Annotated in this window: 8 protein-coding genes and 2 pseudogenes; 4 read left to right on the plus strand and 6 right to left on the minus strand. The window is 66.6% G+C overall.

The features are described from left to right. From ABZ004_RS31400 to ABZ004_RS31415, 4 genes and pseudogenes are all read right to left on the minus strand, one after another. Positions 1–343 (minus strand): annotated as a pseudogene (locus ABZ004_RS31400) (hypothetical protein); the annotation flags it as partial. A gap of 96 nt (positions 344–439) precedes the next feature. Further along, positions 440–1,855 carry an aminoglycoside phosphotransferase gene (locus tag ABZ004_RS31405; RefSeq protein ID WP_355684707.1) on the minus strand — a complete coding sequence of 472 codons (1,416 nt, stop codon included), beginning with the start codon at positions 1,853–1,855 and terminating at the stop codon, positions 440–442. After that, a complete protein-coding gene (gene treS / locus ABZ004_RS31410) occupies positions 1,852–3,552 on the minus strand; it encodes a maltose alpha-D-glucosyltransferase (protein ID WP_355684780.1) in 1,701 nt (566 codons plus the stop codon). The genes ABZ004_RS31405 and treS overlap by 4 nt, the downstream gene beginning before the upstream one ends. A gap of 265 nt (positions 3,553–3,817) precedes the next feature. Continuing rightward, positions 3,818–4,009 (minus strand): annotated as a pseudogene (locus ABZ004_RS31415) (hypothetical protein); the annotation flags it as partial. A gap of 647 nt (positions 4,010–4,656) precedes the next feature. On the opposite strand from ABZ004_RS31415, the gene ABZ004_RS31420 reads away from it, so the two are divergent. Next, positions 4,657–6,177 carry a glycosyltransferase family 39 protein gene (locus ABZ004_RS31420; protein WP_355684708.1) on the plus strand — a complete coding sequence of 507 codons (1,521 nt, stop codon included), beginning with the start codon at positions 4,657–4,659 and terminating at the stop codon, positions 6,175–6,177. 5 nt (positions 6,178–6,182) lie between these two features. On the opposite strand, the gene ABZ004_RS31425 is transcribed toward ABZ004_RS31420, so the two are convergent. Then, a complete protein-coding gene (locus ABZ004_RS31425; protein ID WP_355684709.1) occupies positions 6,183–7,322 on the minus strand; it encodes an OmpA family protein in 1,140 nt (379 codons plus the stop codon). Positions 7,323–7,513: 191 nt separating this feature from the next. Between ABZ004_RS31425 and ABZ004_RS31430 the strand changes: the two genes are divergently transcribed. Further along, the gene (locus ABZ004_RS31430) at positions 7,514–8,746 is read left to right on the plus strand and encodes a glycoside hydrolase family 18 protein (RefSeq protein WP_355684710.1); all 1,233 of its coding nucleotides are present in this window, start codon (positions 7,514–7,516) and stop codon (positions 8,744–8,746) included. 262 nt (positions 8,747–9,008) lie between these two features. After that, a complete protein-coding gene (locus ABZ004_RS31435) occupies positions 9,009–9,566 on the plus strand; it encodes a winged helix-turn-helix domain-containing protein (RefSeq protein ID WP_355684711.1) in 558 nt (185 codons plus the stop codon). Positions 9,567–10,060: 494 nt separating this feature from the next. Here the strand turns inward: ABZ004_RS31435 and ABZ004_RS31440 are convergent, their stop codons facing one another. Then, positions 10,061–14,428 carry a S8 family serine peptidase gene (locus ABZ004_RS31440; RefSeq protein WP_355684712.1) on the minus strand — a complete coding sequence of 1,456 codons (4,368 nt, stop codon included), beginning with the start codon at positions 14,426–14,428 and terminating at the stop codon, positions 10,061–10,063. A 332-nt stretch (positions 14,429–14,760) separates the two neighbouring features. On the opposite strand from ABZ004_RS31440, the gene ABZ004_RS31445 reads away from it, so the two are divergent. Beyond that, a complete protein-coding gene (locus ABZ004_RS31445) occupies positions 14,761–15,318 on the plus strand; it encodes a winged helix-turn-helix domain-containing protein (protein ID WP_355684713.1) in 558 nt (185 codons plus the stop codon). Positions 15,319–15,329 lie beyond the last annotated feature (11 nt).

The following is a 15,329-nucleotide window of genomic DNA, read 5'->3' on the forward strand; positions in this document are numbered from 1 at the left end:
AGGCGGCATGCATCCGCTCCGCGGCGGCGCGGGCGGCGACGAGATCGCTCAGCTGGGCGGACAGGGCGTAGCCGCCGTTGCTGCGGGTCAGCGCGTCGGGGGAGTTCAGAGCCGCACGTAGCCGGGAGGCAAGCACCCGGAGTCGTTCGGTCGGCCGGGCCAGGTCGACGTCGCCCCACAGGTCGGCGGCCAGCCGCTGATCGGGAACCGACATGCCACCGGCCAGCGCCAGCCGGACCAGCAGAGCCCGCTCGAGCGGCCGATCGACCGCGATCGCGGCACCGTCGAGTCGCACCGCGAGCGGGCCGAGGACAGAGACCTCTAGCTGCGGCGCGGGGGGCATACCGGCAAGTATTACAGTGGCGGCTGTTCCACGCTCTGTAATTCTTCGTCAGATGAGATTATTGGCTGAGATTTTGGGTAGAAGGAGAAGTTTTTCCTATGCACCCAAGCTCAGCTGGGCCGCGGCCGCCAGTGGGATCGGCAGCCAGCTCGGCCGGTTGCGGGCCTCATAGAGCGTCTCGTAGATGACCTTGTCGGCCAGGAACGCACTCAGCAGCACGCCCTGGTCGCGCGGATCCGAGCCGGCCACCTCGGCGTACCCGTCGCAGAAGGCCTTCCGGTTCCGGTTCGACCATTCGGCCGCCCGGTAGGCGATCTGCTGGTCACCCTGGTGGTCGGCCAGCAACGAGCGCGCCGCATAGTCGAACGACCGCAGCATCCCGGCGATGTCCTTGATCGGGGTGTCCAGCGCGCGCCGCTCGATCAGCGACTTGGCCGGCTCGCCCTCGAAGTCGATCAGCTTCCAGCCCTCGATCGTGCGCAGCACCTGACCGAGGTGGAAGTCACCGTGGATCCGCTGGACGGTCACCGGTACGTCGTAGGCCGCGAGCGCGTCGAAGGCCCGGCTGAGCCCGGGCGCGAACTCGGCGAGCTCGGGCACCGCCGCGGCCGCTTTGTCCAGGCGGCGCTTCATCGCGGCCGCGTGCTCGACCATCAGCGCCGGTTCCCAGATGTCGGTGCCGAGCGCCTTGGCCAGCTCGGCATGCACCTGGGCGGTGGCCGCGCCGAGTCGGTGCGACTCACCAGCGAAGTCGCCGCCGACCTCTTCGGCGTGCAGATCCGCTTCGGCGTACAGGTCGCGCACCGAGGTGGTCGCGTACGACCAGCCGTCGGTCGCGTTCCGCTGGAACGCCGTCATCATCGCCAGGTCACCGGAGTCGGTGCCGCCGCCGGCGCGCGGCCAGGAGCCACGCGCCGTCCCGAGCACCGCGGGCACCAGCTCGGAGCCCGCCTCGGTGAGCGCCGACTCGATCTCGACCCCGGGATTGCTCCCGGGCTCGAGCCGGCGGAACACCTTCAGCAGGGCGGTATCGCCGAAGACCAGCGACGTGTTGCTCTGTTCGACCGTCAGCACCAGCGACTGCGCGTCGTCCGGTACGACGACAGTCTGCTCCGGCGCGTGGACGGGATGGAACTCCAGCCCGTCACGCGTCCGGCCATGCGTGAGCCCGTCCAGCCAGTACGGCGTCGCTTCCTTGTCGTGCAGCGCGTCGTACACCCAGACCCTGGTGTCACCCAGGTCCTGCTCCTCCCAGTCACCGACCAGCGCGTGACCCATGTTGTCGGGCGGCGACTGGTGGTAGCTGAGCGGCAGCTGGTAGACCCGGATTGCGTTCTCCGCACCGGGCGGGCCGGCACAGTAGACGAACCCGATCCGGACCGCAGGCCAGACGCCCTCGTCCGACAGCCAGGCAGAGGTGGCCATCGCATCGACATGGACGTCGTGTCCCTTCTCTGAGAACCATCGCTGGTTGGCACAGAAGGACTGGACCTGGTCCAGATGGGAAGTCACGAAGAGCTCTCCTCACGATTGGCCTGGTTGACCGGTAGGCGGAACCAGTAGAAACCGTGCGCACCCAGGGTGAGCAGGTACGGCAGCTCGCCGATGGTCGGGAAGTGCACCCCGCCGAGCAGTTCGATCGGTTCCACACCTTGCCACTGCCGCAGGTCCAGCTCGATCGGCTGCGGGAAACGTGACAGGTTGTTCACGCACAGCACGACGTCGTCACCGAACTCACGGACGTACGACAGCACGCTCGGGTTGGAACCGCCTAGATCAGTGAAAGTACCCATCCCGAAACATGGGTGCTGCTTGCGGGTCTGGATCATCCGCCGGGTCCAGTGCAGCAGACTCGACGCGTTCTCCATCTCGGCCTCGACGTTGACCGCCTGGAAGCCGTAGACCGGATCCATGATGACGGGCAGGCTGAGCTTGCCCGGGGTGGCCGTCGAGAAGGAGGCGTTGCGGTCCGGGGACCACTGCATCGGCGTACGGACGCCGTCGCGGTCACCGAGCCAGATGTTGTCGCCCATCCCGATCTCGTCGCCGTAGTACAGGATCGGCGAGCCGGGCAGCGACAGCAGCATCGCGGTGAACAGCTCCATCCGGTTCACGTCGTTGTCGAGCAACGGCGCGAGCCGGCGGCGGATGCCGATGTTGGCCTTCATCCGCGGGTCCTGGGCGTACTCGCCCCACATGTAGTCGCGCTCTTCGTCGGTGACCATCTCGAGGGTGAGCTCGTCGTGGTTGCGCAGGAAGATGCCCCACTGGCAGGTGTCCGGGATCTGCGGGGTCTGGGCCAGGATCTCCGAGATCGGGAACCGCGACTCGCGCCGGACCCCCATGAAGATCCGCGGCATCACCGGGAAGTGGAACGCCATCTGGCACTCGTCCCCGCCGGACTCCCGGTCGCCGAAGTAGTCGACCACGTCGGCCGGCCACTGGTTCGCCTCGCAGAGCAGGATGCGGTCCTCGTAGTTCGCGTCGACCTCCTTGCGGACCCGCTTGAGGAACTCGTGGGTGCGCGGCAGGTTCTCGCAGTTGGTGCCCTCCTCCTCGAACAGGTAGGGCACCGCGTCCAGCCGGAAGCCGTCGATGCCGAGGTCGAGCCAGAACTTCAGCGCCTCGATCATCGCGTCGCCGACGGCCGGGTTCTCGAAGTTCAGGTCCGGCTGGCTGGAGTAGAACCGGTGCCAGAAGTACTGCTGGCGGACCGGGTCCCAGGTCCAGTTCGACGTCTCGGAGTCGACGAAGATGATCCGGGCGTCGCCGTAGGCCTCGTCGGTGTCCGACCAGACGTAGAAGTCGCCGTACGGACCGTCCGGGTTGCTCCGGGACTCCTGGAACCAGGGGTGCTGGTCCGAGGTGTGGTTCATCACGAAATCGACGATCACGCGCATTCCGCGCGCGTGGCATGCGTCCATGAACGCGGCGAAGTCGGCGATCGTGCCGACCTCGGGCATCACGTTCGTGTAGTCGGAGATGTCGTAGCCGCCGTCACGCAGGGGTGAGGGATAGAACGGCGGCAACCACAGACAATCGACACCGAGCCACTCGAGATAGTCGAGTTTCTCGGTCAGGCCTTGCAGGTCGCCGATGCCGTCGGCGTTGGAGTCCTTGAAGGACCGCACCAGAACTTCGTAGAAAACCGCCCGCTTGAACCACAGCGGGTCACTCTTCGTCAGTCCGTGGTGCTGCTCCGGCAGCATGTCGGTCACGCTCACCTCCAATGGGTGTCATCCCTCGGGTCTGAACCGGGCTGCTCTTTTCCCTTACCCGTCAGACGGTTTCTCAAAAGGGGACGGCGGCAGACCGGTGATTCCATGCTGTGAAACACGGCCTGGGGATGGCGGTCCTGGCCTGCGCTCGGCTCAGTGTGCCGCCCGTTTGCCAGTACATGCAAATGGGGGCCTGATCGCCCTATCCGCGGTCGTTTCGTGATGTGTCGTGCGTTGCTTCCGAGGGGTTCGGAGGTTACTTTCCGGCGCCCGGTGCGTTGCCTGGTGACTTGCGGGGTCTGCGGACGTACTTGGTGAATCCGGCGCGTTCGGCGTCGGCCTCGGTGCGAAACCAGACCTCGGGCTTGGTCCGGCCGTAGTACGGGGATTCCGGGGTGTGGAAGAGCATCGACTGGGCGTTGCCCTTGATGGTGAATCCGTCCGGCGGTCCCTGGTGCGGCACCGCCTCGGCCGAGCCTTCGCCGTACCGGCCGGGTGGCACTTCGCCACGCGGCTCGTCGAACAATGTCGGCGCTTCTGCTTCGCCGACATCCATCCGCTGAGAGAAATGCGCTACCGGTACGACGGGCGCCGGCTGATCCGGTACGACGGGCGCGGGCGCCGGCGTCGGTCGGCTGACAGGTGCGGGCTCAGGCTCAGCCTGATATGCACCAACGCCCACCAGAACTTCTTCTCTTTGTTCTTCTTCTTGAACTGGTGCTGCTTCCACGACCTGGCGACGGGCCAGCAGGAACCAGGTGATGATCGCGCCGAGTATGAAGGCGACCAGTGACCACGGCCAGTTGTTGCGGAAGAGCCAGCTCATCGGCGAGCGCCCTTCAACCGTGGCGGTGCGATCCGGAACGCCAGCCAGGCCGCAGCACTGCCCAGCACGAACGCAACCAGAAGCAAGATCCAGACCTGCGCGATCAGCCAACTCATGGAGTCCCCTACGGAATCTTTGGGCCGTGCGCGAGGACATTACTCCGTGCCGTGTCGCTGCCGCACGCCAACCCACCGATACAGCATCCGTATAGCCGGAACCGGCAAGCTCGGTCCGACAAGCAGGCTCGGGCTGGCAGAGCAGGTGATCGCATGACGACCCAAGTGACACCCAGGCCTGTGCAGCAACAGACACCGCCGCAACGCCGCTATTGGCGAGAAGCGTCAATCGTTGCCGCTGTGTTCGTAGTGCTGGCCGTCACGAGCAATGCGTACGGCTACCACCGCGACGAGCTGTACTTCCTCGCTTGCGGCAAACACCTCGCCTGGGGCTACCCCGACCAACCGCCGCTGACCCCGCTGCTCGCAGCACTAGGCGACGCAATCTCACCAGGCTCGCTCTGGGCCTTTCGCTTGCCTGCCACGATCCTCACCACTTTGTCGGTCGTTCTGGTCATCCTCATCGCGCACGAGATGGGCGCCTCGCGCCGTGCTCGCGTGATAGCCGCCCTGACGATCTCCACGTCCGCAGTGGTCCTGATGGCCGGGCATCTGCTGATGACCAACACCACCGACTTCTTCTTCGCCGCGCTGATGACCTTGTTACTGGCGCGCTACATCAGAACCCGTACTGCGTACCTGCTGCTCCTCATCGGCGTAGTACTCGGTGTCGGTCTCCTCAACAAGACTCTCCTGGGCCTCCTTGCTCTCGCACTCGTCATCGGTCTGCTGGTAGCCGGACCCCGTTCGGCACTGCGAAGCAAGTGGCTTCTAGGCGGAGCAGTAGCCGCCCTAGCCATCGCAGCGCCGAACCTGGTTTGGCAGGCGACCAACGGCTTCCCTCAACTGGACATGGCAGCAGCGATCCAGGGACGTGTCGTCGCAGGCGGTCGCTTTGGAGTCATCCCGTTCCAACTCGTTCTGATCAGTCCACTCCTTGTGCCGATCTGGATAGCCGGTCTGGTGCGGCTACTGCGTCGCAACTCGTTCCGGGTGTTCGGTGTCGCTTACGTGGCGCTGGCGATCGAGCTATTGGTTCTCGGCGGCAACGGCTTCTATCTAGCGGGCGCGTACCCGGCGCTGATGGCAGCAGGCGCTATAGCTACCGACCGTTGGCTCACTACAGCCGTACGCCGACGCGTGCTGGTCGGGGCGTTCTCCGGTTCAGCAGTGCTTGTCGGACTGGCTGGTCTGCCACTGATCCCGGTTGCAGCGATCACTGACGTGCCGCTGGTTCACTACCTCGACTTCGGCGGCACGCGCGAACAGGTTGGCTGGCCGGAACTCACGGCCGAGGTGAAGGCTGTGTACGACGGGCTGCCGGCCGATGAGCGTGAGCGAGCAGTGGTTGTCACGCGCAACTATGGCGAGGCCGGTGCGCTCGAGCGATACGGCCCGGCGTACGGACTACCGCAGGTTTACAGCGGTCACAACGCGTACGCCGGGTGGGGACGGCCGGCGGAAGGTGCGGACGTGGTGATTGTGCTCGGGTCGCAGCGTGACCGGACGCCGCTGGACTGGGTGCAAGCGAACTGTCTGTCGGCAAACATTGTCGGCGAGACCAGCAACAGTGTGGGGCTCAAGAACGCTGAACAGCACCGCCCGATCTGGCTCTGCCGCGGCCTCAATCGCAGCTGGGAACAGATCTGGCCAACTCTCACCTGGCTGGGCTGAGGCTGCTACGGGACCCGGATCTCTACGCGGCGGTTGGCTACCCGGCCGGCGGCGGTGTCGTTGGAGGCGACTGGGTTCGCTTCGCCGTACCCGCGGCTGGTCATCCGGTCAGACGGTACGCCGAGCTTCACCAGTGCTGCCTTGACCGCGTCGGCGCGCTGCTGCGAGAGCGGGAGGCTGCTCGCGGTACTGCCCAGGTTGTCGGTGTAGCCGGCGATCTCGACGCGGGCGGTCTCACAACTCTTGAGGAGCGCGGCGGCGCGTAGTACGGAAGGACGGGAAGGGTCGTTGACGATCGCGGTGCCGGACAGGAAGACGATCTTGTTCTTGGTGCTCAGCTGAGCCAGCCGGGCCTCGAAGGTCTGGCAGGCCTCGCTGATCGGCGGCTTCGCGGCCTGCGGGATCGTGAACTGGTTCGCGATGATCGCGCCCGGTACCGCGGCCGCTGCAGCCCGGGCCGCGGTCGCCTTGGTGGCCTGGTCGGCGACCTGGCCGGTGAGCTTGACGGTCGAGCCGTCGTAGCTGATCGACGCGTCGCCGGTCGCGGTCGAGAGCGTGCGCAGTAGGGCCGTCAGCGCCTTCGTGTTGGCCAGCCCTGCGTCCGGATCGACCGTGATGGCGTCGACGAAGTTGGCGCCGAGACCCTGCATCTCACGGACGATCGCATCCTTGGCTGCTTGATCCCGCACCGCAACGGTCACGGTGAACGACTCGTCCGTCCGATTCACACTGAACACCGCGATGCTCGTCGGCGTCGGCGTCGGCGTCGGCGTCGGCGAGGTCGTCGGGATCGGGTCGGCTACCTCCAGGGATGTGTTTCCCGTTGCGGTGGCTTCCCGGACTCCTTCGACGTGGGCGACGATGTCGCGCGCCTGCTGCGGATCGGCACCGGCCGGTACGACGACCGTCGCGTCACGTCCGTCGACGGTGACCTGGACCCCGTTGATTCCTTGGGCTCGGAGCGCGGCCAGCGAGCGGTCGCGGAGATCGTCCTCGGTCGGGCCGGTCCGGATGATCAGCAGGACGGCAGCGAGCACCGCGGGGACAAGCAGGGCCGCGAGCAGCCAGACGAAACCAGGCCGTCGGCGGACGAGTCCGGTACTCGTTGCGGCGACCGGTTGGGGACCGTCCGGGGATCCGGGCACTGTTCCTCCGTCGACTGCGGTCATCGTGACCGTGCGCGCAGAGATTACTCCGTACGCCGTGCGCCTGCACGCGCGCCCACCCCTCGAACAGGGCGATTGACCGCGCAATTTATTTCGGTTTCTTCTTTTATTAACTGCCTGTACTCGCTAGAGTGCGGACAGTCCCTCTTCCGCCCCCTAGGAGGAACACAATGAAGATCCGCTTGATATCGACTCTGCTCGCGACGGTCGCTCTGCTCGCTACCGGCGCAGCGCCGGCGCCCGCAGTACAGACGCACCAGGACCAGCAGGACGGACATGTCGTCGCTGCCGGCAAGAAGGTCGTCGGCTACTTCACGGAGTGGGGTGTCTACGACCGCAACTACCACGTGAAGAACATCAAGACGAGTGGCTCGGCGGCGAAGCTGACCAACATCGTCTACGCCTTCGGCAACACCACCAACGGTCGCTGCTCGATCGGCGACGCCTACGCGGCGTACGACAAGTACTACGACGCGGCCAGCTCCGTCGACGGCGTCTCCGACACCTGGGACACCGGTGCGCTGCGCGGCAACTTCAACCAGCTGCGCAAGCTCAAGCGGCAGTACCCGAACATCAAGGTGGTCTGGTCATTCGGCGGCTGGACCTGGTCGAGCGGCTTCACCCAGGCCGCGCAGAACCCGGCTGCGTTCGCCGACTCCTGCTACAGCCTGGTCAAGGACCCGCGCTGGGCCGACGTCTTCGACGGCATCGATGTCGACTGGGAGTACCCGAACGCCTGCGGCCTGAGCTGCGACACCTCCGGCCCGAACGCGTTCAACAACGTCATCACGGCGCTGCGCAACCGCTTCGGCTCATCCGCACTCGTCACCGCGGCGATCACCGCCGACGGCACCAGCGGCGGCAAGATCGACGCGACCAACTACGCCACCGCGGCGCAGAAGCTCGACTGGATCATGCCGATGACGTACGACTACTTCGGCGCCTTCAACGCCCAGGGCCCGACGGCGCCGCACTCACCACTCACCTCGTACGCCGGGATCCCGACCGCCGGCTTCTACGGCGACGCCGCGATCCAGAAGCTCAAGACGAAGGGCATCCCGGCCTCGAAGATCCTGCTCGGCATCGGCTTCTACGGCCGCGGCTGGACCGGTGTCACGCAGGCCGCTCCCGGCGGGCACGCGACCGGTGCTGCGCCCGGTAAGTACGAGGCCGGGATCGAGGACTACAAGCTGATCTCGACCAGGTGCCCGTCGAACGGGACGGTCGGCGGTACGGCGTACGCGTTCTGTAACGGGCAGTGGTGGGGGTACGACACCCCGGCGACGATCCGCAGCAAGATGACGTACGCGAACAACCAGGGTCTCGGCGGCGCCTTCTTCTGGGAGCTCTCCGGCGACACCACTAGCGGTGCGCTGATCACCGCGGTCAAGACCATCGGCTGATCCGGCGGCCGATTCCCCGCGTCCGGAACCTCCTGCCCCGTCCGGCAGGTGGTTCCGGACGCCCTGCTTTGTTCGTGCTTCTGCTTGGTGAGAGGTGCAACTGTCTGCGACATCCGTCCCTGTTTCGTGGCGCTGTGTAGAGCGGCGCTGTCCGGTGTCGGACAGGGCGCATATGTGCCACGCCGGCGCGGAGGGAATCCCTTGACTTACCCTTCGCGGTTGGCCGTACTTGACCCGGCAAGTGTTCGAGAGGAGGGGCTCGATGGACTCGTCCTTGGTGATCGGCGTGGCGACATCGACGGCCGAGCGGGTACACCTCGCCCGGTTGCTCGCCGACGCCGACGCAGTGCTCCTGGTCTCCAGTGCCGAACAAGCGCGCGCCTTCCTCGACCTGACGTCGGCGGAGACCAGTCCCGTAGTACTGACTCCTGCTGTGGTGGCCGCTGCGCCCCGGCGTACCGTCACTGCTCAGATCGAGTCAGTGCCGCCTACTGCATTCCCGGCGCCGGCGTTGGTGGCGGACCCCGACCCGATGGACGAGCTCAGCCTCGACGTCCACCGCCGGGTGGTCCGCTGGAAGGACCGCGAGATCTCCCTGACCCGCTTGGAACACGACTTCCTGCATTGCCTGGTCACCGAGCCCGGCCGCGTCTGGACCTACCAACGCCTGCACCTAGCCGTCTGGGGCAACGAACACCTCGGCCACGGCTCCCACATCCACTCGGTCGTCAAACGCCTCCGCCAAAAACTCACCGACCTAGGCGCCGCCGTAACCATCCACGCAGTCCGAGGCGTCGGCTTCCACCTCCTCCCCGCCTGAACTTCGCCCTCTGTCGGTGCGTCTACAGCACCATGACCCGCCCGGCCCGCACACTCCTGAGCGCCGCCGCTGTCATCGCCATCCTGGCCGGTTGTACGACGTCACCGACCAACTCTCCGCCGAGTCGGCGGAGACCTGCTCGGTTGGGGAAGCGAAGGTGCGCTCGGCGACCCCGGCCAGTACGTCATGAACCTCCAGACCGGTCAGCTGTGGCGTGCCGACCTGGCCGGGTGCCTCGTTTGCTCAGATCTGTTCAGACCCCGGGCACGACTTGGTGTACCGACGGACATGAGGTGTTGGCGGAAGCCGGGCCTGATCTGGTCTGGGCGAGCGTGGGCGGTAGTCGCCGGGTTTGATACCTCATGTCCGTCGGTACAGGGCGAGCGCCGGACGCTGGATTCGACGGTGGAGCTGGCAAAGTTGCGTGGCGGAGTGCGGAAAAGGACCGGCCCCGCCCAGATGACTGGGCGGGGCCGGGTGCTGCTAGGCCGTGGCTACTTGATGGCCTTCAGGGCGAAGTTCTCCGTCACCGGGGTGCCGGCGATCAGCTTCGTGGTGCGGGTTTGGGGTTTGTAGCCGTCCTTGGCGGCGATCAGGGTGAGGGGGTTGTTGCGGCGGTCCAGCCAGTAGGCGTAGTTGCCGTTCTTGTCGGTGATGAAGGTGTACGACGACGCCCAGGAGTCGACCTCGACGGTCGCGCCCGGAAGGGGAGCGGTGACGCCGGAGGTGCTGACGCCGGTGACCGTGCCGAGGAGCTTGCTCCAGGTGGTCGGCGGGGTGACGTTCATCTTCACGTCGACCGGGTTGACCGTGTACGGCGTGTTCTCGCCGATGGTTACGGCTGCCGTGTAGGTGCCCGGCTGGTCGACATTGGCGTTCATCGTGACCTTGACGACGACCTTCGCGCCCGGGGCCAGGGTGGCCTCGGTCTGGTCGACGCTCAGCCAGCTGACGTCGGCGGACGACTCGGTGCAGTTCTCGAGACCGGGAAGTACTTCACTGCTGTTGGTCGCGGTGAACCCACCGGAGGCGCCACCGATCTTGTAGAAGCCACACGCCGCGCCACCGCGGTACCGCGGCTGGTTGGCGTTCGGCGTCGCGGCCCAGGTGTTGGTGGACGCGTCGTAGGCGAAGCCGGCGTTGGTGATGGCGCCGCCCTGGACACCGCCGACCACGATCAGCTTGCCACCGGCAACCGAGTTGGACGAGGCCCAGTGGTCGGCCGGGGCGTCGGCGATCGGCGACCAGGAGTCGGCCGCCGGGTCGTAGACGTAACCACCCTTCTGCGCTACCGATCCGTCGTTGCCGCCGGAGCAGTACACCTTGCCGTCGATCGCGCCACAGGCAAGGAACGCGACCGCCTTCGGGTAGTTGGCCAGCGTCGCCCAGCTGTTGGAGGCCGCGTCGTACGCGACCACCGAGTTGGACATCGGCAGGCAGTCACCGGTGGTGCAACCACCGACGGCGTACAGCTTGCCACCGGCGACAGCGGTACCGGCCGCGGCCCGGGGTGCCGGGTTGTTGGCCACCGCGGACCAGGCGTTGGACGCCGGGTCGTAGGACCAGGTCGCCGCGTCCGGACCGCCGTCGCCCCAGCCGCTGCTGACGATGATCTTGCCACCGACCGCACCGGCGCTGACTGCGTTCCGGGCGCCCGGCAGCGGAGCGATCGGCGTCCAGGCCAAGGTGGCCGGGTCGTAGACGTAGCTGTTCGCCGACGAGGCGGATCCGTTGCCGCCGGCAATGGAGTAGACCTTGCCGTCGACGTTGACGGTGCGGTTGTCCATCACGACCGCCGGGTAGTTGGCGATGTCCTGCCACGGTGCCGCGAGCGGCTTGGCGACCGGGGCGGGAACGGCCATCTTGCCGGACAGCTTGCTGCCGAACGAGGTCGGGACAGCCAGCCGCTGGAGCGGGGCACCGGTGCTGCTCAGTACCTGCGCCTTGGTGGTCGTGCTGCCGTTGGCGTTCAGCAGGGTGAAGCCGCCGTCGCGCTCGCCGAACTTCAGGTCGACCGGTGCGCCGCCGGTGTTCTTGACGGTGAACGACTTGGTGACCGCGCCGGTCGGCAGCTTGAGGTTGCCCTCGAGTGCGGTCGGCGTGACCGTGATCCGGCCGGCGGCCAGGGTGTAGTTGGCCGAGGTGACGTAGTCGGCCTCGACGTTGACGGACTGGCTCGAGCTCACGTAGTTGCCGGCCTTGGCGGTGAAGCTGTGGGCGTCGGATTCCGGCGAGTACAGCCAGTAGAAGCCGTCGTCGAGCCCGGTGTCGTCCGGGGTGGCGACGGTGGTGGCGGTGACGGTCGGCTTGTCGTCACGGGTGACGGTGGCGCCGTTCACGAAGCCGCCGGTGTTGGCGTCCTTCACGTTGCCGACGACCAGACCGCCGCCGGTCGGCACACAGGTGACCGAGCTGCCGATCAGGACGTTGTCGACCTCCCACCACCATTCGTACGAGGCGTCGTAGTAGTGGAACCGAACCTGTACGGCGGACTTGCCGGCCGCCTGCGGGATCGGGATCTCCTTGACACCGCGAAGGTCCGCGGCCTGTGCGGCGACGGTGGTCCAGGTCGTACCGCCGTCGATCGACAGGTCGACGTCGGCCTTCTCACCGGACAGGTAGTTCAGGTCCTGGTTGAACTTGATCTTCGGAGCGGTGACCGCACTCAGGTCCACGACCGGGCTGACCAGCGAGGTGTCCTGCGACTGACCGGCGCCGTACTTGTCGCTGTCGATGATCGCGAAGCCGCCGGTGCCACCGGACAGGTTGCCGCGGTTGCCGACATCGGTGAACTTCCAGGTCTGGCCGTTGTTCTTGTTGTCGACGACGGTCCAGCCGCTCGGCGCCACGGTGCCGTCGAAGGTCTCGTAGACCCCGTCCGAACCGTTCTTGTAGCCGGGTGCGGTCAGGCAGGAGTCACCGCGAACCGGTACGGCGACGTTCTTGGTCAGGTTGCTCGCGCCGACCGTGATCGGCTCGCTGACCGTCTGGTAGCCCGGGTACTGCGCCTCGACCTTCAGCGAGTACGACGCGCCGGACGGCACCTTGAGGCTGTACCGGCCGTTCGACGGGGTGGTGTAGTCGAAGACGCCACCGGGACCCTCGACGCTGACCTTCGCGTACAGCGGCCAGCCGTGGCCGGAGCCGTCCGTGACGGTGCCGCCGACGTTGACGGTCGGAGCGGCCGTCAGGGTGAAGTCCTTCGTCGTGGTGGTGTTCACCGTGACGGTGGCGGTGGCGGTCTGCCCGTTGTAGCCGAAGGCGGCCACCGCGAGCGAGTAGTCACCGGCCGGCACGATGGCCGAGTAGCTGCCGTCGGCCGAGGTGGTGAGCACCTTGTCCTGGGCACCGGTCTGGCTGATCGTCACCGTGGCACCGGAGATGGCAGCGCCGCCGGTCGCGGTGACCTTGCCCTTGAGCGTGCCGGTGTCGCCGACCGGGGCCGCGTTCAGCAGTGCGAGCGCGTCGAGCCGGCCTTCGCCGTACACGTTGTTGTTGGTCGCCGTGCCACCACAGGTGGTGTCGGACTTGTCGATGGCCGTCTGGTTGAGCAGCGCGCGGGTGGCCGCGACGTCGCCCTTCAAGCTCGGTGCACCGGACCACAGCAGCGCGACGACACCCGCGAGGTGCGGAGTCGCCATCGAGGTGCCGTTGAAGGCGCCGTAGGTGTTGCCGGGCAGGCTCGACCGGATGTTGACACCCGGGGCCGAGATGTTCGGCTTGATCACGCCGTTCTGGCCGGAACCGCGGCCGGAGAACGAGGCGACGTTGTTGTTGATGTCGTAGGCACCCGCCGAGTAGATGCTCTGCGTGCTGCCCGGCGAGCCGCTGGTGTTACACCCCGGGCCGCTGTTGCCGTTGGCGAACACACCCATGATCCCGGACGCGGTCCAGGCGTTGGTGACGTCCTCCATGAACGGGTCGTTCGACGGCAGCGTGCTGCCCCACGAGTTGTTGATGACGTTCGGCCGCTTGCTCGCGTCCGGGTTCTGCCCGGCGAGGTTGGTCGGCTCGAGCATCCACTGCCCGGAGCTGATCAGCGCGTCGTCGCTGGGGCAGCAGCCGTTGGCCGCGATCCACTTGACGCCCGGTGCGACGCCGACCTGGTTGCCCGCGCCGTCGTCGCCGGCCATGGTGCCCATCGTGTGGGTACCGTGCCCGTTGCCGTCGGCCGGTGCGTTCGGCGAGGTGCCGGCCGCGTCGAACCAGTTGTAGTTGTGGTCGAACTGGCCGTTGCCCAGGTTGCCCCGGTAGGAGTTCACCAGCGCCGGGTGGTCGTACTGGACCCCCGTGTCGATGCTGGCGACAACGATCCCGGCGCCCTTGTCGCCGTACTGCGACCAGACCTGGTCGGCCTTGATGTTCGCGATACCCCACTCGACCGAGTTGATCTGGTGCTCGGTGGTCCCGACCGTCGTCTTCGGGATCTCGTACTTGACCGGGTTGTAGATCGCTTCGACCTCGCTGCGCCCGGCCAGGCTCTGCGCCATCTCCAGCGAACCGCCCTTGACGACGATCGCGTTGGTGGCCCAGTAGCTCTTGTACGACGCGTGGCCGGCGTCCAGTTGCGCCTTGACCCCGGCCTGGCTCTCCGTGGCCGTCTTCTTCAGCGCTGCGGCGACCGCCGTACCGCGCTGGTTCCAGTCGGTGATCTTGCTCGCGGCGGTCAGGTCGGCCTTGGCGCTGAAGTGCACCCAGAAGTCGGTCGCTTCCTTGGCGTCCTTGCCCTGCAGCTTCGACAGGAGATCAGGCTTGATCTTGGAAGCTGGTGCGGGCGTCCCGCTGGGTTCGGTGGCCGGCGCCGCCTGAGCGGCCGAGGCCAGCCCTGTCGTGATGACGGCGGCCGCCGCCAGAGCACTCACCAGTGACCTGGCGAATCCCCTTCTTCGTTGATGTGACATCTCTGCAGCCCCTCACTTGTACTTCCCCGAGTCGGCCCCCGAGCCAACTTGCAGAGGTGCAGGGCTTCGCAGAAGGTTCAGGGTGGTGAACCGGTTCTGTGAACGCGCCGTGCCCCCCCAGGTCGCGGCGTGTGACGCAGCGAGCCTGTCGAGGACCCTATGTGTCACGCGAAGGCCGTCACAAGCACACTTCGTGAGCAAGATGTCACTAGCGGTTGGCTGCTTCGAAGCAAAGTTCGCCATTAACTGTCAATCCGTTGACGATTAAGGGCAAAGGTTGACACCGTAGCCGGATGGTCACCGCCCGTGTACCTGATCATGACGACAGTCCTGCGTTCCCGATGCTGATCGCCGTCGCTGCCTCGCTGGAGGAGCGGGTCCGGCTGGCCGAACTAGTTGACGATGTTGCTCCGCTGCTGCTCGTCTCCAGCCTGGAGGAACTCCGCAAACTCATCACGCCACCGCCGCAACCCGAACCGCCTGAACCTGAGGCCGTGGTCGAGCCCCGGCCCGAGGGCGTGCCGCGGCCGCCCGACGTACTGACCATCGATTCCGCGCGGTCGGTGGCGCAGTGGCGGGACCGGGAGGTTCCTCTGACCGACCTCGAGCACGACCTGCTGCTCCAGCTGACCATCGAGCCACTGCGGACCTGGACGTACGAGGCCCTGCATCAAGCCGTCTGGCGGAACAGGCACCTACGCGGTACTGCGGACGTGCACTCCCTCGTGAAGCGGCTTCGGCGCAAGCTCGACGAACTCGGTACGACGGTGACCATCGACTCGGTGCGCGGAACGGGTTTCCGCCTCACCGATCACCAACGACCCTCGATCACCGGGTTGCGCGCCGGGTAGCCTCTGAAGTC

It is taken from the genome of Kribbella sp. NPDC006257, assembly GCF_040613535.1.
Lineage (GTDB): Bacteria > Actinomycetota > Actinomycetes > Propionibacteriales > Kribbellaceae > Kribbella.

Excerpts from the sequence above, each read along its gene's own strand:
- treS (WP_355684780.1), bottom strand. The coding sequence starts at position 3,552 with ATGCTGCCGGAGCAGCACCACGGACTGACGAAGAGTGACCCGCTGTGG.
- ABZ004_RS31420 (WP_355684708.1), top strand. The coding sequence starts at position 4,657 with ATGACGACCCAAGTGACACCCAGGCCTGTGCAGCAACAGACACCGCCG.
- ABZ004_RS31430 (WP_355684710.1), top strand. The coding sequence starts at position 7,514 with ATGAAGATCCGCTTGATATCGACTCTGCTCGCGACGGTCGCTCTGCTC.
- ABZ004_RS31435 (WP_355684711.1), top strand. The coding sequence starts at position 9,009 with ATGGACTCGTCCTTGGTGATCGGCGTGGCGACATCGACGGCCGAGCGG.
- ABZ004_RS31445 (WP_355684713.1), top strand. The coding sequence starts at position 14,761 with ATGGTCACCGCCCGTGTACCTGATCATGACGACAGTCCTGCGTTCCCG.